The organism is Paenibacillus sp. J31R109 (assembly GCF_059692055.1).
In genome coordinates, this window is record NZ_JCAUAR010000022.1 from 1 (window position 1) to 21,617 (window position 21,617).

A 21,617-nucleotide genomic window follows, 5' to 3' on the forward strand; every position below is an offset into this window, starting at 1 on the left:
GTCTCAGCAGCCAACCAGCACCAACCGTGCTCTGAGCCGTCGAATAGTGCTGTCTCAGATAACAAACTAGTCTGTAATGGCGCGATTCCCTTCATGAGCCGTCGATAATTGTAGTCTCAGCAGCCAACCTGCACCAACCGTTCTGAGCCGACGAAAATTGCAGTCTCAGATAACAAACTAGTCTGTAATGGCGCGATTCCCTTCGTGAGCCGACGAAAATTGAAGTCTCAGCAGCCAACCAGCACCGACCGTGCTCTGAGCCGTCGAATAGTGCTGTCTCAGATAACAAACTAGTCTGTAATGGCGCGATTCTCTACTTGAGCCGACGAAAATTGCAGTCTCAGCAGCCAACCAGCACCAACCGTGCTCTGAGCCGTCGAATAGTGCTGTCTCAGATAACAAACTAGTCTGTAATGGCGCGATTCCCTTCATGAGCCGACGAAAATTGCTGTCTCAGCATTCCAACTGTTTCTGAAATCAGCCGTGGCTCGACTTCCTTAATTCAAATCTCTAAATCGCTCTGGCGTAAGGCCAATTTGTTTGCGAAAACTTGCAATAAAATGGCTCGTATCCCGAAACCCTACACGCACCGCAATCTCTTTGATGGCGAGGTGTCGATCGGTGAGCAAAATTTCTTTGGATTTGCGAAGCCGCATCATAATGAGATAGGCATAAGGTGAAAGACCGAAAGCGTGCTGAAACAAGGTATTCAAATGGCGTGGTGTAATCGCAAGGACTGCGGCCATCTGTTCAATTCCAGTATCCGGATTCGGATAGTAATCCTCTAACCAATCCGTAAGTGGCTGTAAATGAAGCATTTGATTCGTAATCGACGTGCGATTATTGGTTTGGGCATGCTTTTTAATCTGAATCAAGAAATGGTACAAATCAGCCGATGCATCATAGCCGGAATAATCAGCTTGTGTCTTAAGTTTGGTCAAAATATGGGTGAGAGCTAGGCTGAACGGACCATCCTCGTCCCAACGGAAGACGGCGGATTCCAGCATATCTAATGTGCTTAAGATCGTATGTACACTATTACCTCCGAACGTGACGTACTGTGTGCACCAAGTAGGCGTAAGGGCATAATAAGCGTGCGGTTCACCGGGCAGCATGAGGACACCAGAGCCTTTGGTTAAAATGACTTTCTTTTTGCCCATTTCATACTCGCCTTCACCAGAAAAAGTCTGCAGCCATTGATAATAAGGGAGGCCATCCTTACGGTTGAGCTTCTCCTGATCTTCGTGATGTCCAATGCTTTCTATAAATAAAGGGTAGGGCTGGGCTGTGCTAGGCGTTAGGAGAAATCGGGTATGCATACTGTATCATCCTGTTCCATTTTCTTATATCAGAATGTAATTTTATTATATTTTAACATGAATATGAATTATATATAATGGACTTATTCTTATATGAATCTACACGAAGAGGTGCAAATCGGTGATACATGCTAAGCTGCCAAAAATTTGGTATGGTGGAGATTACAATCCCGAACAATGGGATAAAGAGGTCATGGATGAAGATTTACGCATGTTTAACCTTGCAGGAATTGATGTCGCGACGATCAATGTTTTCTCGTGGGCGCTGTCACAACCGAATGAAGATACGTACGATTTTACTTGGCTGGATGACATCATTCATCGTCTCCATGCGAATGGAACTTATGTATGCTTAGCTACGAGCACAGGGGCTCACCCGGCTTGGATGGCTAAGAAATATCCGGATGTTTGTCGTGTGGATTTTGAAGGACGTAAACATAAATTTGGTAAGAGACACAATTCTTGTCCGAATAGTCCAACTTATCGTACCTACTCGGAGCGAATTGCCGACAAATTAGCCCAACGATATAAAGATCATGAAGCTGTTCTCATTTGGCACGTATCAAATGAATATGGCGGATATTGCTACTGTGATAACTGCGCCGCTGCTTTTCGCACATGGCTGCAAGCACGATATACAACATTAGAGCAGTTAAACAAAGTGTGGTATACAGGTTTCTGGGGTCATACGTTCTACGACTGGGAAGAAATCGAGCCGCCTAATGCGCTTACGGAGGAGACGCCTGGTGATCGTTCTTTCTTTCAATCGATTTCACTAGACTATCGGAGATTTATGTCGGATAGTTTACTAGATTGTTATAAATTAGAGTATAACGCGATCAGACGGCATTGCTCTGAAGTGCCCATCACCACGAATTTAATGGGACTTTACAAAGAATTAGATTATTTCAAATGGGCGCCTTATTTGGATGTGATCTCATGGGATAACTATCCATCCCTAGATACACCGGTCAGTCTGACTTCCATGACACATGATCTCATGCGCGGATTGAAGAACGGTCAACCGTTCATGCTAATGGAACAAACGCCAAGTCAACAGAACTGGCAGAAGTACAACTCATTGAAACGTCCTGGTGTCATGAAGTTATGGAGTTATCAAGCGGTTGCTCACGGCGCGGATACCATTCTGTTCTTCCAGCTTCGCCGATCAGCAGGAGCTTGTGAGAAGTTTCATGGCGCAGTGATAGAGCATGTCGGGCATGAACATACGCGTGTATTCCGTGAGTGCGCAGAGCTAGGGCATGAACTGGTGCACTTATCAGATAAAGTGCTCGATGCAAGAGTGAAAGCGCGTGTTGGTATTGTTTTTGATTGGGAAAACCGCTGGGCGGTTGGGCTCTCGAGCGGACCCACCATCGCGTTAGATTATGTAAAAGAAGTTCATAAGTACTATGACGCCTTGTTTAAGCAAAATATTCAAGCAGATATGATCGGCACGGATACGGATCTCACGGGTTATGATATCGTCATTGCACCTGTACTTTACATGGTAAAAGAGGGATATGCGAAGCGCGTGGAACAATTCGTTCATGCTGGAGGAACCTTTCTTACTACCTTCTTCAGTGGCATCGTTAACGAGCATGATCGTGTAACCCTTGGCGGGTATCCGGGTGAATTGCGGAAGGTACTTGGGATTTGGGCGGAAGAAATCGACGCGTTATTCCCAGATCAAAGCAACGAAATCCAGGTGAATGAGTCTTGGGGAATGCTTGATGGCAGCTACCAATGTGGGATTCTGTGTGATTTAATTCATGCGGAGGGTGCGGAAGTGAAAGCTGTGTATGGCAAAGATTTCTATCAAGGTATGCCTGCACTTACGGTGAATTCATACGGAGCGGGTCAAGCTTGGTATGTGGCTACAAGTCCAGAGCCAGCATTTTTGCAAGGCTTGTTGGGTAATTTATGCCAAGAAAAAGGAATTACGGCACCGATTTCAGCAGTACCTGGTGTAGAAGTTTCTATCCGAACGAACGACAATAACGATGCCTTCGTCTTTATTTTAAATCATAATGATCAAGCTGCAACGATTGCACTTGGAGATCTGAAGGGAACGGACTTACTATCCGGTGATTTCATTGAAAATGAAGCGACACTGGCAGCCAAGCAAGTCCTCATTATTGCGAAGTAAATGGCTTGCTACTTGAAGACGGTCCCCAATAGATACACGAAGAGGGTGTCCCATAAGCCATGAAAATGGCAAGGGGCACCCTCTTTGCTTATATCAACAGCACGCTAAGCGTCTTTTATAATCTTGTAGTTAGGCTTCACCTTCGTAAAATTAGGATTCTCACCGCTGACCATTAACCCCATGCCCCAGTCATAATGCTCCTGTGTCGTAGGGAAATCACTAGCCTCCCGATATTGGAACAATACATTTCGCCGTGTTCTTGAGCTTTTATTCGATGATGAACCATGTATCGTTAAATAGTTAAAGAACAAGACATCGCCGGCTTCCGCCTCACACGGAGTTCCCATATGAATGGGATATTCCTTATGATTCAGATAATGACTGCCGATATGCGGCAAACTCCCTGTGAGGTGTGAGCCCGGTATAACGCGAAGGCAGCCATTTTCTTCGTCTGCGCGATCTAAATGAACACTTGCCGCTAGCATCGTATGCTTCTCATGCGGGAAATACGGATAATCTTGATGCATGGGGAAAGCTGCGCCATTCTCAGGCGGTTTAACCAGCATTTTCGAATGATGGAGTTGAACGTTCGGTCCTATAATTTGTCTCAAAACCGCTACCATATTCGGATGAATAACAGCTCGCATGAAGGCGGAATCGTGATAATGCACATCATGAAAGCCTTTAAGGACGAGCTTTTTTAATTCCTCTGCAGGCAAATAATCCCCTTGCCAAGCATCATTTCGATCAGCCTTCGCGAGAGCAGCGCGCTTAATAATACTCTCAACCGCTTCTCGCATCTCTACGACTTCCGTTTCATTAAAAACCCCTTTGACTAGCAAATATCCATTCTTTTTGTAAAAATCAACATCCTTGGGTTGTATCATGGTACCATGCCTCCAATTTGTAGTTGCTCATTAAACCGATTTCTATCTATAATTATAGGAGATCGCGTCGGTGTAATCTTTTTCAACAGAGGACATACTTTTGCACAATAAGGCCATTTTTTTGAAAAGGTGAAGTTCATGTATCAGTATAAAGAAACGTATGCCATGTTGAATGAAGCGTTGACAGTCATCCAAGGCGCGGAAGCTATTTTTAAAGTGAATTATTGGGGAGCTGATCCCTGTCTGTACGATAATCAACCGCATAAGCATTCCTTTTTCGAAATCTGTTATATTTTGGATGGAGAGGGTGAATATTCGGAGGGAGATCTCGTATATCCCTTGTGTCGGGGAACGCTGTTTTGCTCTAAGCCTGGCATTACGCACCAAATTCGTACGGGCAAAGGACTAAACATCGTATATATCGCGTTTGAATTAGATGAGAGCATGAGTGAGGACGTGGTCCGGGACGCGTATCACGAACTTGCTACGCAAGGTGATGTCATCCTGTATGATGCGGAACATCAGCCTACGGTTCAATTATGGTTGTCGCTGCTGATTCGCGAAGGTCATGGCAGTTTACCTTATGCGGCTGTGCATGCTGTGGCTTATGCTTTGCTGGTATCATTTCCGGCTGTATTCGGAACACGTACGAGATCTTCCGTCGTTCGTCATAAAAGCACGCATGTCTTGATGAGACGTGCAAAGCTCTATATCCGCGACAATCTCTCGCAAACGCTGCAACTGAAAGATGTTGCCGATTATTTGAGTGTATCAGAGCGGCATCTCTCACGCCTTTTTTCAGAAGGGATTCATGAGAATTTTACTAATTTTATTCGCAGAGAACGTATCCGACAAGCCACACATCTCTTGCTTAACAGTGAGTTACCAATTAAAGAGATAGCTGAATTGACAGGGTTTTCCTCGGTTCATTATTTCTCACGCACATTTCAAATGGAAAAAAAGCTTCCGCCAGGTCAGTTTCGCCAAAAGGAGAAGCGGTACGATGGCGAATAATCTCCTACTTCCTACTTATCTAATTTCTACCAATAAAGTATAATAGGGGTTAATCTACAAAATGAGAGGATGATTTCCGTGTTCAAGAAGTTTGCAGCAGATGCATTAGGTTTAAGTGATATCGGTAAAGTAATTAGTCCAGCGGATTTTGATAAGGTCGATTCTGATGATTATGTGATGCATGAGGATGGCGAGAAGATTTACTTCATTATTAAGTCCAAGAAGGATGAATATTGTTTTACGAACCTTGCACTCATTCATTTAGATGGAGATAGTGCGATTAGTTCTAAGCGAGTGCTGAAACGTTTTAGCTATCATACACATGCGATTTCCCAAGTATATATGGAAACGGCAGGAACGATCGACCTTGATGTGGAGATCAAATTCATAATTGGTCATACGAACTTCTCTATTGATGTGGACAAAAAGCAAATTGAACAGATCAAAGATTTGTACAAAGCTTTGATTAAAATTTCGGAGACAGTCGCGCATAACGAGGAATTATTCGAATACGCCAAGCAAAGCGTAGCTGTTGCGAAGGAAGCCACAGGTCGCATCTCCACACAGACGACTTCTCCGGTCACCCAATTCGATGCAATTAATGAATCCACCTATAATTGGTTGAAAGCGAAACACACGGAGTTAAAGGTGAAGGATTTCGGTGCCATTTTCGAACGTTATATCAATAACTAAATGACACATAGATGAAGAAAGCCATGCTGTTGCATGGCTTTTTCGTTTGTATTTTTTTAGCCTACCATGGAAAAATTTCTCATATCCGCTGCTGCACATGAATAGATATGTGTAAAGTGACCTGCATGTCCAGCCAAGAATTGAATGAGCCAAGGGGATGAGATTAGATCATGAAACAAGAAGATCAGGTTATCGCAATTCTTGGGATTGGCACAGCTGTGCCTGAATTCCGTCTAGATCAAGCAGATACTTCTCACCGATTAACGGACGCCTTACGTGACAATCCTAATTCCGCGCGTTGGGCGAAAAAAATTTTCAAGCAATGCGGCGTAGAAACCAGATATACATGTGAACCGAACCTGCTAGAAACAGCAGAGAATTGCCGATATTTTTCGCAAAACAATGACCAAGCGCCATCAACTTCTGATCGAATGGCGACGTACAAGCGTGAGTCTGTGCCTTTAGCTTTGCAGGCGGCCAACAGAGCATTGGATGATGCTCAAGTAGACGTGTCTGACATTACGCATCTGATTACCGTAAGTTGTACGGGTCAGTTCCTTCCAGGACTCGATGCTGCGTTGACGCATCAGTTGGGACTAGCCGCCAATGTCAATCGGATCCCATTCAATTTCTTAGGATGTGCGGCTGGTTTGAAGGCTGTTTGTTTGTCACGCCAAATCGCCTCTAGCCTTCCAACTGCCAAAATACTAGTAGTCTGTGTTGAACTATGTACACTTCACATTCAGCCTTCTAGTGATCGTGAAGCTTTATTTGGAGCTTCTTTTTTCGGAGATGGTGCTTCTGCTTGTGTAGTCGGCGTCAGTAATGATCAGCATCATCCCATTTTTCAACTAGGGAACGATCATTCGATTCTATTACAAGATTGTGCAGATGAAATGAAATGGGATGTGGGAAATCACGGCTTCGATCTGTATCTGTCCCCGAATATTCCGAAATTAATTGGGACATGGATCCCCGAACAAATAGAGCATCTGCTGTCTGGAGGTCCTCGACCGGAGATTTGGGCGATTCATCCTGGCGGTAAAGGGATTATCGATACGTTAGAGGAGGTTTACGGATTATCAGCAGATGAAACACATCCGAGCCGAACCGTATTGCGTAATTTTGGCAATATGTCCTCTGCAACGATTCTTTTTGTATTAGATCAAACTAGGCAGGAACTTGCGAATCGCGGAGCAGGACCAACAAGCGGGATATCCCTTGCATTCGGACCAGGACTTACTTGTGAAATGATTCAAATTACTTATTTGGGAATACCTGTCCATGATGAAAAGCAATTAGATGAATCCTATGTTTAAAGGGCTCAAACAACGGGCTCTGCAGCATGAATTAATGGATGACTTTTCGTCAGGTGGCCCTGAACTTCGACAAGCCCTGCAGCATTTGCGATTGCTTAATCGTATTTTTGGTGCAGCAGGGCCAACTTTATTTGGATTTAAGCGTCTCTGGCTACAAGCAGGCAAACCACGGACGTTATCGATTCTGGATGTTGGATCTGGCTCTGGAGATATCAATCGGCATCTTTTGCGCTGGGCGGATGACAATGGGGTAGCCCTTAGCATCACGTTAGTTGATATCACCGAGGAAGCTTGTGAAGAAGCACGAGAGCTATTCCGCAGCGAGCCACGTGTACGTGTCATGCGAAGCAGTTTATTTGAGCTCCCAGAAAATGGAGCCGATATCACGACCAGCACACAATTTGTGCATCATTTTAATAATAACGAACTTCCTCAAGTGGTTGGTTGTCTATTGAAGGCATCGCGGCTAGGCGTCGTTATAAATGATATTCATCGGCATTGGATCGCGTGGGCAGCCGTATGGGTTACAGCACATCTCATTTCCAGTAATCGATATATTCGGAATGATGGGCCTTTGTCGGTAGCGAAAGGTTTCCGTGCAAGGGATTGGATGTTCCTTCGAAATGCGTTGGGCATCTCCGATATGTTGGTTTCTTGGAGGCCTTTATTCAGATATGCGGTCGTGATTGAGAAAAGGGAGCAAGCCTGATGATTCACACCTATGACGTTGCCGTTATTGGTGCAGGTATCGCAGGTAGTGTGATGGCGAAGTCCTTAGCTGATCACGGCTGGAATACCGTATTGTTCGATCGCAAAGCATTCCCAAGGCATAAGGTTTGCGGAGAGTTTCTGTCCCCTGAATCCCTTGCAATGATGAAAAAGCTTGGACTGCGTGAAGCAGTTGCTGCCCTGAAGCCAAGTAAGATCAAGCAGACTAACCTGATTCTTAGCCGAGGAAAGCAGCTGCAGATAGCTCTTCCGGGAACAGCTTGGGGAGTAAGCCGATACCAGCTGGATACGGTTCTTCACCACGCCGCTTTGCGCTCAGGTGTGCAGGTGCAGACTGAAACCATGGTAAGTGCTGTACAGCCTGTTGATCGGGGATATGTGATTGAGACGAAACAGCAAGGAGAAGCTCATGTGTATCAAGTGCGGGCTGTGATTGCTGCTTGCGGTGCAATTGGCTTAAGCACACTGAACAAGCATCATCAGCGAGATGGTGTTAAAGCGATACCTGGCGTACATCTAGGCGTGAAATCCCATTATGAAGGGATAGATATGCGTGGAGTTGTTGAACTCTATTTCTTTGAAGGCGGTTACCTAGGTCTATCGCCAATTGAAGAGGGACGGGTGAATATGGCCGCTTTGCTGGAGCGAGGAAAGTTTCCGGATGCGGAGAAATCGATTCTCGGGTTGATTGAAGCCGCAAGTGCTAGACATAGTAAGCTGTCCGAACGCCTATCGTCTGCACGAGCAGTTCCTGGAACACAGGTGGCTGTTTCGCCTGTAAAGCTAACGAGCAAACCGATGGCATGGAATGAAATGCCTTGCCTTGGAGATGCAGCCATGATGTTACCGCCGCTTTGTGGTGACGGGATGTCGATGGCGCTGCGATCAGCAGCGCTATGTGCGCCTTTGGCCTCACGGTATCTAAAGGGAGATATTACCTTAGCGGTGTGGGAACAGATGTATACACATGCTATTCATCGGGAATTCAAGGGACCCCTGAAATGGGGCCATCTGTTGCAAGGAATGTTACGTGTGCCGTATCTCCCTAACATGATGTTTGCTGCAGCTCAATACACACCTCGCTTAGCTGAAAAATTGGTTAGAGCAACTAGGCTTAACGAATCTGAGTTTTGAGAAGGGGACATGACTTTGCGTAAACTTGCCATGATTTCCCTTCGCTATCCTAAGATGATCTTGCTAATCTGGGCTGTATTTTTCCTCTATTCCGGATTCTTCGCCCCTAAGCTACCTACCGTACTGAAGGATCATGGGCTAATCTCGAACGGTGCCTTTGTCAAAGTACGAGACACATTAGCCGCAGATTTTCATCTCCCAGCCAATCCGATTATGGTCGTATTTGAAAAAAATAAGAAGCTGGACGCCAGACAATTTGAGCGATATATTCAACAAGATTTGCTTTCCTTACACGGCATGCAAGGGTTGCAAGAGATCATATCACCCCTCGAAAGAGAGGGGATGTTTCAAGGGGATTATGCTTATGCGCTGCTTGGATTCAGCCAGAATCCACATGAAATGAAACCTGTCTTGCGTGAGCTTCAAATGCGCTTGCCTGCGCACAAAGAAATGAAAGTGACATGGACAGGGAAATCTGTTGTGCAAGAAGATGTAAATCGAGCGAGTCAACATGATTTAAGAAGAGCGGAAAGCTTAGGCCTTCCAGCGGCCTTTCTTATCCTTTGGTTGGCTTTTGGCGGCGTGACGTCAGCTTTCATCCCAATTATTGTTGGGCTTATTGGCGTTACAAGCACAATGGGCATGATGTATGGACTGGGAACTCAGATCGATTTATCTAACTTTGTACTGAATGTCATTCCGATGGTAGGGCTCGCGCTTAGCATCGATTTTGCCTTGATGATGGTTAGTCGTTTTCGCGAAGAAATTCATCAGAATGATGCAGGAACAGCCATCCTTATCACAATGACTACAGCGGGAAGAGCCGTCTTATTCTCTGCGCTTAGTGTAGGTTTAGGTCTTATGGGGATATTGTTCATTCCATTGCCCATGTTTACGACCGTAGCGTTAGGTGCAATGATCGTAGTAGCCGTTTCTGTCTCCCTGACGTTAACTTTAGTGCCAGCGCTTCTAGCATTGTGGTGGCCTGCCATTCAGGCCGAACGCAGACCTTTTTCAATGACAAAAGGTAAGAACAATTTTTGGGTTGTCATGGCGCGATTTGTCATGAGAAAACCTGTTCAAATGTCCTTGCTCGCGGGTTGCATCCTTCTATGTTGCTTCTTGCCTTTAACGAAGATGAAATTAGCCATTCCTGATGCGACATCCTTACCGGAAGGCTATGCATCCCGCGCCGCTTTCGAGGTGTATCAAACGCATTTTGGCAGTAGTGAAAGGAACTCTGATGTTATCTTTCTTGTGACTGGAAGATCAGCCCAACTGACGGAGCGTGATTGGAAACAAGCCTTATTGCTCATTCAAAAGTTGGAGAGAGAACGGCTCGTCGAAAGAGTAGATTCGGTTTTTAAGAGAATGCCAGTGCCCTATGATCAACTATATGGGTTATTTTACAATTCAACGACCAGAGCCAAATACGAGCAAATTCTTCAAACTTTTGTGCATGAGAACAAGATGCTCATTCAAGTTCGACTAAAGGATGAACCGTCCTCTCAGCAAGTGAAGGACTGGCTGAGGGTTTGGGAAAGAGAGGGAGAATCGGGGACGCTTCCATATCTGTTAGGCGGGGAAGCCAAATATCAGCAGGAGATTTTCGATGATATCTTTGACCATTTACCCTATGTGCTGCTGTTCATTCTTGTTTCGAATTATATGGTGTTATTCATCGCTTTCCGTTCTATTCTTGTTCCGCTAAAAACGATCATCATGAACCTGTTGAGTCTTGGGGCTTCTTTTGGAATTCTAACCTGGCTCTTTGAGCAGGGGCATTTCGGTTTGGAGCCGAGCAAAATCGCCATTATGATTCCCGTATTTATCTTTGGGCTCGCGTTTGGAATTTCCATGGATTACGGCGTATTCTTAGTCTCGCGAATTTATGAGGAGTATCAGCGGACTCATGATAATCAGCGGTCTGTGCTTGTCGGTTTATCTTCCATAAGTAAAATCATAAACTCTGCTGCTGCCATTATGATAGCTGTCACATTGCCGTTTGCGTTTGGCGAGGTTGTGGGTGTGAAACAGCTTGGACTGGGTATTGCAGCTGCCATATTTATCGATGCAACGGTGATCCGATTAGTGCTAGTGCCAGCGCTGATGATCATCTTAGGCAAATGGAATTGGTGGGGACCATCGAATCATAGTAGATGAGTCTACCATCCGCAAAACGAGCTGTGTATGATATAATTTGCATCATTAGAACAATGTGCTCGGAATGAGTGTGTGGGAGGCAGTATGGTCACGAAGAAAATTAGAGACAGTTCTCTTCCTGAATATTGGACAAATCAGCAGGGCGGACTGCAGGACTTTTTGAGAATCGCAGAAGCCATGACAGAATCGGTTCTAGCGTTTCATGAAGAACATGGTGTTCATCGTCGTTTGAGTCCGGAAGTGTTTGGCTGTCAAATCGAAGATGAAGCCATTCGCGTTACGCTGCTCAAGTTTCAGACGGACTCTCAGGTAGGAAGTGAGTTAGCTGTGTCCAGCTGGGCGTATCGTGCGCCTGAACAATCCAGGCGGATGAGCTCAGACATCGATGAACGGACCGATTTGTATACGCTAGGGGTTATCTTTTTCGAACTTTTGACGGGTGAACTTCCTTATCTTGCGGCAGAGCCGACAGAATGGATTTATGCCCATCTCGCGAAACGACCGCCACACCCAAGCGTGATGAAACCTCATATTCCACATATGTTAGGGAACCTCATTGTAAAACTGTTAGCCAAAACACCGGAAATGCGCTACCAAAGTGCCTATAGCTTACTCTACGATATTAAAAAGTGTCGCTCCACTTGGGAGGAGTACGGCGCTATTGAAGCTTTCCCGCTTGGAAGTAAAGAGTTTGCGAGTCAACTGCGGATGCCGATCGTTGTGAGTGGCCGTGACCATGAGCTGTCCGAATTGACGAACGCATTTGTGAAGACGATGGACGGGAAGACGGAAATCGTGGCTGTAAGTGGAGAGCCGGGAAGTGGCAAATCAACGATTGTTCGTGAATGGTTCGCAGCGCAGCAGCAAGAGAGAGGCTATTTTATTTCCGGGAAATCGGAACAACTGCTGCGGGATATCCCGTATGCACCGTTAATCCATGCTTTTCGAGAGCTCATTCATCGATTTCTATCCAGCAGCACGGAACAGCTCACACGTTGGAAAGACAAGCTAATCGCTGCACTAGGCGATCATGCGAGCATTATAACGGAAATTATTCCGGACATGATCTTACTCATAGGCGAGCAGCCAGCTTCTGACATGTTGCCATGGACGGCGTCAAGAAATCGACTTCATTTTGCTTTTCAAGCGATGATTCGGACAATTGCCGTGAAAAGATCACCTCTTGTTTTATTTCTTGATGATGTCCATTGGGCAGATGCGGCAACATTGGATTTTATTGACAGCATCACGGAAAATGAAGATTTAGGATATTTCTTATGTATCGTCGCCTATCGCGAAAAAGAAATGCCAGCAGGACATTGGCTTTGTCATCAAGAAGCAATGCCGGCTCGGCGAATCGTGCTCTCTTCATTAACTTTGGCAGAGACCGAGCAGTATCTATGTAGATTGCTGCAAATCGAGGAATCTCGATCGCTTGCTGAGGTGATTTTTCAGAAAACAGCTGGCAATCCGCTCTATATGAAGCAACTTTTACAATCTTTATACGATCATAAATGGCTGCGTTTTAATACCCATGAGGAAAGATGGCAGTGGGATGCAGAGCAAATTCGTAAGCAAGATGCGCTGGGGGATGTTCGGGACCTTATGATGGATCATTTGCAAACGCTCCCCGAACCAACAGGAAAAGCGATAAGTCGAGCAGCGTGTATCGGTCATTCATTTGATTTACATACGTTGGCAGCGATTTGTCAAGATTCTATTGAAGATGTGATGCTACATTTGGAGCCAGCACTGCGTGAAGGATTGGTTCTACCTGTGCGAGAACGTGAGTCTTGGCAAGGGAGATCTCAGGTAGTAGATGCAGGGTCCTTCGCCTATTCACAGCCGAATGTGTGGTTTGTCTTTATCCATGATACGATTCAACAAGTTGCTTATGAGGCCATTCCCACTACTGACAAAGAAACGATTCATGTGGCATTAGGACGATACAAATGGGGGCAATATTCGCCTGACAAGCCGGAAGAACAGTTGTATACCCTTTTACACCATCTGATGCTGGGGAAAAATCAATTAATCGATCGTGAGGAAAAGTTGAAAGTGGCCGAACTTTCATTACAAGCGAGTCGGAAAGCTAGAAAATCGGCTGCTTACTTCTCTGCTGTTACTTTCATTACGTTCGGTACAGAGCTATTGACCGATCAGGAGTGGGTATCACGATATCCCCTCACATATGAAATATTTTCGGAACGCATGCAGATAGAGTATGCATGTGGCCATCTAGATGAGGGACAACGGTTATTTGAACAGCTAATCGCTCATTCTGGCGGCAGTGTGGACGAGCTTCGGATACAGGCAATCAAGCTTGAAATAGATATTAATCGCGGCCAAGCGAAAGCGGCTTTGGAGGAAGGCTTGCAGCTGTTGGAACGATTGGGAGTGAAGCTGCCAAGGAAGGTTGGGACAGCGAGGCGCAAAAAGGAACTGAATCAAACACGCATCCTGCTTCAAGGTGACATGGCAGGTGAGCTGCATGCTTCACAAAGACAGGAAGCCTCTCCGCATGAATTAGCCATGCTTCAATTGTTGCCCATCGTTGCGCGAGCCTCCTCTTTTGTAGATATGAATCTGTTTGTTGTGATTATTTGTCAAAGTATCCGCAAAATGCTCAACCATCATACGGCAAATCAGTTTCCGGAAATCATCTCGATTTTTGCCTCTTTCATCTCCAGTGAAGAAGGTTGGCATAAGGAGGGAAATGAGCTGTCAGAAGCTGCATTACACCTAGGTGAAGCGTCATTCTCTCCTGTGAAAGCAAAACTTTCATTCATATATGCCTTAACTCATTTCTGGAGTATGAGTGCGCAAGAGACTTGGCCTCTGTTTAAGGAGGCGCATCGCATCAGTCTGGCGAGTGGAGATTTCTATTATGCGGGATTTTCGCTTCGCGGCATGATGTTTAGCTTATTTTACGGTGGTCAATTGAGTGAGTTGCTCGCGTTTTGCGAAACACAAGGCGGGACTTTATATAAGAAAGATCCCTTCACACAACAATCATTTCGACTGTATCATCAGTTTGCTAAATGTTTGCAAGGTGAAACAGAAGGACGTTTATCTATGAATGATGGCTCCTTTGACGGGGAGAATTTTGTGGAGGAAATGACCCCTGCAGACATTCGAATTGGCCTTCTATTTGAATATCATATTTGCACCATTCAACTCATGTATATGTTTGGACAATATGAGTCAGCAGTAGAGCTTTGGGAACGAACCGAGCATAGTGAACGATACTATACGTATCACTCGCATTTGCCTGAGGGACTGCTGTACGGTTACTTGGCCATGTCACGGTTGTATTCAACCCTGTGCGAAGAGCAACAGGCAGAGACAGCACGAAAGATGCGATCGATGCTCGCTCATATGCGCAAGTGGTCGGAGCTGGGCCCTAGTCACTTTGAACATAAGTATTTACTTATGCAAGGAGAGGCGTCACGGCTGAAAGGGAAGTGGGAGCAAGCATTAGTCTTCTTCGATGAGGCGATAGCGTCAGCGAGTGATTCCGGGTATACCCATTTGGAAGCTGTGGCGTGTGAGCTTGCCGGGAGCTTGTTGCTTGAAATGGGCAAAAAGAAGTTCGCCAAAACGTACCTGATGGACGCCTACCACGGTTATCAGCAATGGGGAGCGCACGAAAAGTGTTTGCAGCTGCATGAACAGTACGCGGATTTGCTACTGGTGTCACAGGAGTATGGTCGCGTATGGGAGCAGGATTTGAAGCTTGCCCGAGAATCGGCACAAGTTGAACATGTGGATGTGGATGACGAGCAGTCATGGGAAGTGGAACGGGATATGTTCAAAAAGGCAGCAGCTCGGCTGACGCAAGCAAGCGGCTTGGAGCAGCTGCTAGGTCAATATCTAGTCACCTTGATTGAAAACGCTGGGGCTGCCAAAGGCTTTTGGATCGTCAATAAAGACGGCGACTGGTGGATCGAAGCAGAGCATGACGTTAATCGTAATGTGTCAAGAAGCGGTCACTCCGCTCCGTTGGAAATCTGCTTTGATTTACCGATTTCAGTGGTCCGGTTTGTAGCCCGAACGCAAGAGCCGTTGATACTTGGCGATGCCCATCTGGATGATCTATTCGCATGGGATCCTTATATACGCAGTGTTCGACCTCGTTCCATCATCTGCTTACCTGTTCAGCAATTGGACCGATTAGCAGGCATTGTCTATTTGGAAAATGAGGCCGTGACCGGGGCGCAAGCCAGCCAGCGTATGGAGCTTATGCAGATGTTGTCTGCTCAGCTTGCGGTGTTAAATCGTTTCGCGAGTGAAGTGGCGGATGGCAAAGTGGATCCGGTGATCTCGGATACAGGGAAATCGAGAATGGAAACGAGTCTGCTGCTTCAATCGCTGACCGAGCGTGAAAAAGACGTGCTGCGATTAATGGTAAAAGGCTTGTCGAACCCAGAGATTGCACAAAGATTGGAACTAGCAGTTGGAACGGTGAAGAACATTACACTGGTCATTTATGGCAAGCTTCAGGTGAACCGGCGCACACAGGCCGTAGCGAAAGCAAAGGATTGGTCGATCTAGGTGGAGATAAGGAGTTAAGCAGGAGGTAGGAGCTGCTTAACTCCTTTTTTGACATATAAGAATTTATATGTTTAGGGGTAAGCAGCGCTTACCCCTATTTGGGTTCCCATTCAGCATCTCGCTATGAGCAGAGAACTGCAAAAATACATCCTTTTTAAGGAGAATAGACCGTTTATCGAGAAATTGCTGCGAAAACACATCTTTTTTTACCTATATTTGATAAAAAGGGTAAATAAGGTGGAAATAGATGTATAATTGCATCTTTGCTAATTGACTACGACTTATCTAATGGAAAAAGATGTATATTCGCATCCTTTTTTAGATTCTGACTTTCCGAGGACGGAGCAGCCGTGTTTCAACTGCGCCGAGTTGTTCATACATGTATTCTTGCTCATCAGGCTGGGCAAATCAGGACTATTTTCGTATCTTATTTTCCCAAAAATGACCTTTGGTACTATCGAATCTTGTCGATTCGCGCTTAGAATAGGGTGGTTCTAGCATCTTGTATCTAGCATCGCTGGTTCGAACAAAGGAGGCTTTATGAGAAAAATTGTTGCGCTTGTAACAACGATGTTACTGGCTACTGCTGCAGTACCTTTCACCAATACAACGATGGCTGCCACACTAAAACCAGCTGGTGCCGTCAAGCAGCCTACGGCTGTCACAATTAGTTCTGTTGGAGCAACGGTTGCTCCGGTAAATGGTAAATACTTTTTTACAGCTGGGCAGACGATCAAAATGAGTGTGGCTTTTGAGACATCAAGTCCCTCTGTCAAGTGTGATATGGAATCGGTTATTCCCATATCCATCAACGGTACACAGGACTGGCTTCGCTTATTCGACGCGGTGTTTGAAGGTTATTCACCACCCGTCTACGCTCGGGGAATAACTGCGGATATGGCCTCGGGGCCTATCACGATCCAAAGAGGACCAGATAGCTGCGGCCCATCTGACGGCGTGAACCTTCCCATGCCTGGGTGGAATGCGAATGCCAATGGCATTACGTATTTCACAGACGGCACATCGATGAATAATGTTGACTATTTCAAGAGTCTAATTGCAACGCCGATGTATATTGACAACACGGCGCCAACGATTGATTTTGGTAATTTGCCAGCGGACACCAGCTACAAGAAGTCATTGGGGATTACACTGACGGCCAATGATCTACCGCTGAACGAAAACTTGAAGCTCTATTACACGTGGACACAGTCTCAGACAGCACCCTTGCCTACAGCTATTAACACAGGGATCGCAAGCGGAACTGCTGTGCCAGATCCTGCTGCACCTGGTACTTATTTTCTTCATGCTCGCGTGGTTGACGTTGTTGGACATGAAGTTGTCCAGACCAAAGGACCTTTTTATTTGGATAATACGGTACCAACCCTTACTTTCGGCAAGCAGTCGGATGCCACTTATAAGAAAAGCCATGGTGTAACTGTCACGACCTCGGACACACCGCTAACAGCGAATACGACTCTTTACTACACATGGTCGCAGAGTGCATCAGCACCGGCAGCTTCGGCTATTTCAAATAATCTGCTTAACGGGGCAGCTCCTATCGATCCAACCGGTACTGGCTCTTATTATTTGCATGCGAAGGCGGTTGATCTTGCTGCTAATACAATCATTAAGTCAGCGGGGCCTTTTAATTATGATAATCAAGGGCCAACAGCAACGATAACACCGAATTCTGGCGTGGCGAAGTCTAGCCATACCATTACCTATACGGTAACAGATGCGAATGCTGGTTTAAAACTGGTGAATTACGAATGGCTGAAAGATGGTATTTCTTATTCGACGGGTACCGGGAGTATCACTGGGGGTACTCTTGCGGTGCCAAACACCGCAGAAGGCAGCTACAAGTTGAAGCTCACCATGAAGGACAACTTGGATAATGTAAGCACACAGGAAAGTTCAACGTATATCATTGACAAAACGGCACCAAGCGTCACGTTTACGACGCAGGGCAATCCTGTACCAGCCACCTCTCGACAAGTGGGCTTTACTTTGCAGGAGTCGAAAGGAACACTTGGCCAGGCGTATTATATCTGGTCAACCGATGTAACGACACCTACAGCGAGTGATTCTCGTTGGCAGCAGATTTTTGATGGTACAGGTGCTAAGGCGACATGGACCACGACTTTGACTTCGCCACCAACAGCGAATGGTCTCACCTACCTGTATATCAAAACAAGTGACAGTGCAGGTAACATCGGATATGCGAAAACAACTCAGGGATTTAAACTCGACACGACGGCGCCTACGGTTTCTTTTACACTAAATTCAACGACAGGGTACAGTAAATCGGTTACAACCGCTTTAAATGTGACAGATAACATCACAACCGCTCTAGCCTCATTTGTTATCAAATATAAAATAGATCAAGTAGCAACAACGGACGGCAATGATACATCATGGAATACGTCAACAAGTAATGAGTTTTCGCTGACTAGCCAGACGGGGAATTTTTATATCCATGCCAAAGTGTATGATGAAGCTGGGAATGCAACAGTTGTAAATAGTGGGGCCTTCAAGCTGGATAACACGAGTCCGACAGGGACGTTGCTAATTCCGAATAAGGTTACGAATCTCACTACTGTGCCCATCCAATTGAGTGCAACAGATGCACAAGGCTCCGTCGATAAGATGAGGTTCGCCATAGACGGCGGCGTGTGGGGGAATTTGGAGACTTACGTGTCGACACCGCCACTTAAGCAGATCACCATCCCTGCGACGCAAGGTGTGCACACGATAGCTGTTCAATTTATCGATGCCTTGGGCAATTATAGTACGACGTATTCCGATACGGTAACGTATGACACGGTTAAGCCTGTGTTAAACAAAATTGTGTATAGTACAACTTCTTGGACGAACCAGCCTGTGTCTGCAACATTGACCGCGACGGATAATGTTACACCTGCAGCCGATATAACGGTGGATAGTGTCACAGCGGCTACGTACCATTTTCAGTCGAATGGGGCGTATACGTTCACCTTCCGAGATAAGGCTGGTAACGTAAACACAGCTCAAGCAAAAGTTGACTGGATTGATAAGTCTAATCCGGTTATTACGCTGCAACAGAACGGCTCCTCCATACAGCAAGCTGTGAGTACAGCCGTAACGGCGAGTGATACAGGGGCACCACAGAGTGACTTAACGTTCGTTCATGCCTGGTCGAACTCCAGTTCAACGGTTCCTGCGACATGGCTACCTCTCCCAGCGAATGCGACAGGTGAACGTATTGCAACGAAGTTTGGCGTGACCGGCACGTGGTATTTATGGGTGAAAGTCACTGACAAAGCGGGAAATGCTGCAACAATAATCAGCAATCCTTTTCTCATCGATAATACAAAACCAATAGGTACAATTACGTATAAACCTACTGGTTTAACTGCAAATAATGTGACTGCGACACTATCGACAAATGAACCCGTTACAGTAACGAACACGGACCTTGGGAAGAAAGAGGTTGTATTTACAGATAACGGACAGTTCCAATTTGAGTTTAGAGATGCTGCGGGTAATGTAGGAACGGCGTTAGCAGCGGTTACTTGGATTGATCGCAGTCTGCCTTCAGCAGAAGTCACACTCTCTCCGAGTGGGTGGACGCATGGTCCAGTCCGCGTCACGATTGATGCGCAAGGCAGTCCTGACCGCGAGTTAACGAATTTTGAAGTAACAGGCGATGCACAAGTCATTAGTCAGACTGTGACTCAAGCTGTGTATGAATTTACAACCAGCGGTTCGATTCACTATACCGTGCGCAATGTAAGTACAGGCATCATGAACGTCGATGAAGTGATCATTGATAACATCGATTTGATTGCGCCAACAGGGGATTTCATCTATAGCACGGAAAATGCAACGAATCAGGATGTTACCGTGACTTTGATTGCGCAAGATGAAACCAATGGGATCGTACATATTTTAAATAATGGGGGCAGCCCTACTTACACGTTTACCGAAAATGGTTCATTTACATTTGATTTCGAAGATGAGGCAGGCAACCTTGTACACAAGACGGCTACAGTCAATTGGATTGACAAGGAAGCGCCACTAGCTCAGCTTACTTATAGCAGTTCCAATTGGACGAAAGATCCTGTAGGAGTCACCATTACCTTCACGGATGTTTCTTCGGTGACAGTGACGAACAATAATGGGAATCGTCATTATTCTTTTACAGAGAATGGCTCATTCACATTCGAGTATCGCGATGCCGCTGGGAATGAAGGACAAACCGTGGCAACGGTGACGTATATCGACCGGGAAGCACCAACAGCGGCCGTTTCTTATAGTCATATCGGGTGGACGAATCAAGATATAGTCGCGACCTTAGTGGTAGAAGATAACTCTGGTGAACCCGTACAGTTTCTAAGCACCGGCGGTAATACACATACGTTTACGCAGAATGGAACGTTTACTTTTATTTATCGAGATACGGCAGGTAATGAGCAGGAATTTGTAGCAGCTGTTGATCGGATTGATAAGACAGCACCAGTGGCAACTATTCAATATTCGGAAAATTTGAAGACAAGATCCGATGTGCGAACCACCGTTCTTGCGGATGAACCCATTACCGTCATAGGGAATAACGGCAATACAACCTATGACTTTACAAGTAATGGGAGCTATACATTTGTCGTTAAGGATCGGGCAGGCAACCAAAACAGCGTAACGGCAACAGTCAATTATATAGACCGAACACCTCCTCTACCGCGACTTTCGTACAGTACATCAGCTCCTACAAAGGATGATGTCATCGTAACGGTAGATGCGGATGAGCCGTTCTATGTATTAAACAATAACCGAGCGAAGCAATTCGTGTTTAAGGACAACGGTACATTTACTTTTTATCTGCAAGATGTTGTTGGGAATTTAACTGAAATTCAAGCGGCAGTAAGCAATATCAATAAAACGAAGGCAAAAGTGATTGCTTCATTTAGTGAAACGCTGCCAACGAGAAATGATGTGAACGTGACACTAACATCAGACCAACCGCTTACTTATGTCGGTTTAATTGGCAACAAGGTCACCTTTACAAACAACGGCACGCGTTGGATAGATGCCATAGACTCGCTTGGTAATACCTATGCGTTGCGTGTGGATGTAACGAACATTGATCGTGAGGCACCGAAGTTTCGTTTTGTCGGAGGCGAGCAGCTGCTGATAGAAGTGGGCAACCCTGTACATCCATTAGTAGATGTCTCGGCGATCGATAATATGGACGGAGACATGACATCTAAGATCATCGTTAGTACCCATTCAATTAACTCACAAGTACCAGGTGAGTATACAGTTGTGTACCGTGTAACGGATCGTGCGGGCAACGAAAGCCTCTTGACTCGGAAGGCGATTGTCATTGCCCCAACTGATTTCACGATTTACGTGAATTCGGTGAAGGTTCAAGATACAGATGTCATCGTATACGGGGATGCAATCCAACTATCGTTGTTTGGCTATCAAGGCAGCAACATTATCAAATGGGCGCGAGGCCCCAAAAGTATTGGGGATTTTAAGACCAATGCCAACAGAGTAAGCAACGGCATTTTACCGATAACGGAATACGGCTATTATACATTTTTAATCCAAGATCAAGAACGACAGTTGAAGCTGATTCGTGTGTATATTTTGCCGAGACAAGCTTCTTAGGAGT

11 protein-coding genes are annotated in these 21,617 nt (G+C 45.7%); 9 read left to right on the forward strand and 2 right to left on the reverse strand.

Translation table 11 applies throughout. The features are described from left to right. Positions 1–497 precede the first annotated feature (497 nt). Entirely contained in the window at positions 498–1,319 is an 822-nt protein-coding gene (locus AC58QT_RS31470) for an AraC family transcriptional regulator (RefSeq protein WP_497412454.1), read from the reverse strand. 121 nt (positions 1,320–1,440) lie between these two features. Here AC58QT_RS31470 and AC58QT_RS31475 point away from each other — a divergent pair, with 121 nt between their 5' ends. Beyond that, on the forward strand, positions 1,441–3,468 hold the full coding sequence (locus tag AC58QT_RS31475) for a beta-galactosidase (protein ID WP_497412455.1): 2,028 nt from the start codon (positions 1,441–1,443) through the stop codon (positions 3,466–3,468). 104 nt (positions 3,469–3,572) lie between these two features. On the opposite strand, the gene AC58QT_RS31480 is transcribed toward AC58QT_RS31475, so the two are convergent. Continuing rightward, complete coding sequence (locus AC58QT_RS31480; protein WP_497412456.1) at positions 3,573–4,355, reverse strand: phytanoyl-CoA dioxygenase family protein; 783 nt, start codon at positions 4,353–4,355, stop codon at positions 3,573–3,575. A 138-nt stretch (positions 4,356–4,493) separates the two neighbouring features. Between AC58QT_RS31480 and AC58QT_RS31485 the strand changes: the two genes are divergently transcribed. The 8 genes from AC58QT_RS31485 to AC58QT_RS31520 all read left to right on the forward strand — a co-directional run bounded on the left by AC58QT_RS31485 (position 4,494) and on the right by AC58QT_RS31520 (position 21,613). Next, the gene (locus tag AC58QT_RS31485) at positions 4,494–5,369 is read left to right on the forward strand and encodes a helix-turn-helix domain-containing protein (RefSeq protein WP_497412457.1); all 876 of its coding nucleotides are present in this window, start codon (positions 4,494–4,496) and stop codon (positions 5,367–5,369) included. A gap of 78 nt (positions 5,370–5,447) precedes the next feature. Further along, entirely contained in the window at positions 5,448–6,062 is a 615-nt protein-coding gene (locus tag AC58QT_RS31490; protein ID WP_497412458.1) for a PH domain-containing protein, read from the forward strand. Between the two features lie 170 nt (positions 6,063–6,232). After that, complete coding sequence (locus AC58QT_RS31495; RefSeq protein WP_497412459.1) at positions 6,233–7,381, forward strand: type III polyketide synthase; 1,149 nt, start codon at positions 6,233–6,235, stop codon at positions 7,379–7,381. Beyond that, on the forward strand, positions 7,374–8,090 hold the full coding sequence (locus AC58QT_RS31500) for a methyltransferase domain-containing protein (protein ID WP_497412500.1): 717 nt from the start codon (positions 7,374–7,376) through the stop codon (positions 8,088–8,090). The genes AC58QT_RS31495 and AC58QT_RS31500 overlap by 8 nt, the downstream gene beginning before the upstream one ends. Beyond that, positions 8,090–9,244, forward strand: coding sequence for an NAD(P)/FAD-dependent oxidoreductase (locus AC58QT_RS31505; protein WP_497412460.1), 1,155 nt, complete (start codon positions 8,090–8,092; stop codon positions 9,242–9,244). Before AC58QT_RS31500 ends, AC58QT_RS31505 begins: the two co-directional genes overlap by 1 nt. Positions 9,245–9,253: 9 nt before the next feature. Beyond that, positions 9,254–11,407, forward strand: coding sequence for an MMPL family transporter (locus tag AC58QT_RS31510; RefSeq protein WP_497412461.1), 2,154 nt, complete (start codon positions 9,254–9,256; stop codon positions 11,405–11,407). Positions 11,408–11,491: 84 nt separating this feature from the next. Beyond that, positions 11,492–15,961 carry an AAA family ATPase gene (locus AC58QT_RS31515; protein WP_497412462.1) on the forward strand — a complete coding sequence of 1,490 codons (4,470 nt, stop codon included), beginning with the start codon at positions 11,492–11,494 and terminating at the stop codon, positions 15,959–15,961. 540 nt (positions 15,962–16,501) lie between these two features. After that, positions 16,502–21,613 carry an immunoglobulin-like domain-containing protein gene (locus tag AC58QT_RS31520; RefSeq protein ID WP_497412463.1) on the forward strand — a complete coding sequence of 1,704 codons (5,112 nt, stop codon included), beginning with the start codon at positions 16,502–16,504 and terminating at the stop codon, positions 21,611–21,613. Positions 21,614–21,617: the final 4 nt, after the last annotated feature.

Excerpts from the sequence above, each read along its gene's own strand:
- AC58QT_RS31510 (WP_497412461.1), top strand. The coding sequence starts at position 9,254 with ATGACTTTGCGTAAACTTGCCATGATTTCCCTTCGCTATCCTAAGATG.
- AC58QT_RS31515 (WP_497412462.1), top strand. The coding sequence starts at position 11,492 with ATGGTCACGAAGAAAATTAGAGACAGTTCTCTTCCTGAATATTGGACA.
- AC58QT_RS31500 (WP_497412500.1), top strand. The coding sequence starts at position 7,374 with ATGTTTAAAGGGCTCAAACAACGGGCTCTGCAGCATGAATTAATGGAT.
- AC58QT_RS31470 (WP_497412454.1), bottom strand. The coding sequence starts at position 1,319 with ATGCATACCCGATTTCTCCTAACGCCTAGCACAGCCCAGCCCTACCCT.
- AC58QT_RS31485 (WP_497412457.1), top strand. The coding sequence starts at position 4,494 with ATGTATCAGTATAAAGAAACGTATGCCATGTTGAATGAAGCGTTGACA.
- AC58QT_RS31495 (WP_497412459.1), top strand. The coding sequence starts at position 6,233 with ATGAAACAAGAAGATCAGGTTATCGCAATTCTTGGGATTGGCACAGCT.
- AC58QT_RS31520 (WP_497412463.1), top strand. The coding sequence starts at position 16,502 with ATGAGAAAAATTGTTGCGCTTGTAACAACGATGTTACTGGCTACTGCT.
- AC58QT_RS31505 (WP_497412460.1), top strand. The coding sequence starts at position 8,090 with ATGATTCACACCTATGACGTTGCCGTTATTGGTGCAGGTATCGCAGGT.
- AC58QT_RS31480 (WP_497412456.1), bottom strand. The coding sequence starts at position 4,355 with ATGATACAACCCAAGGATGTTGATTTTTACAAAAAGAATGGATATTTG.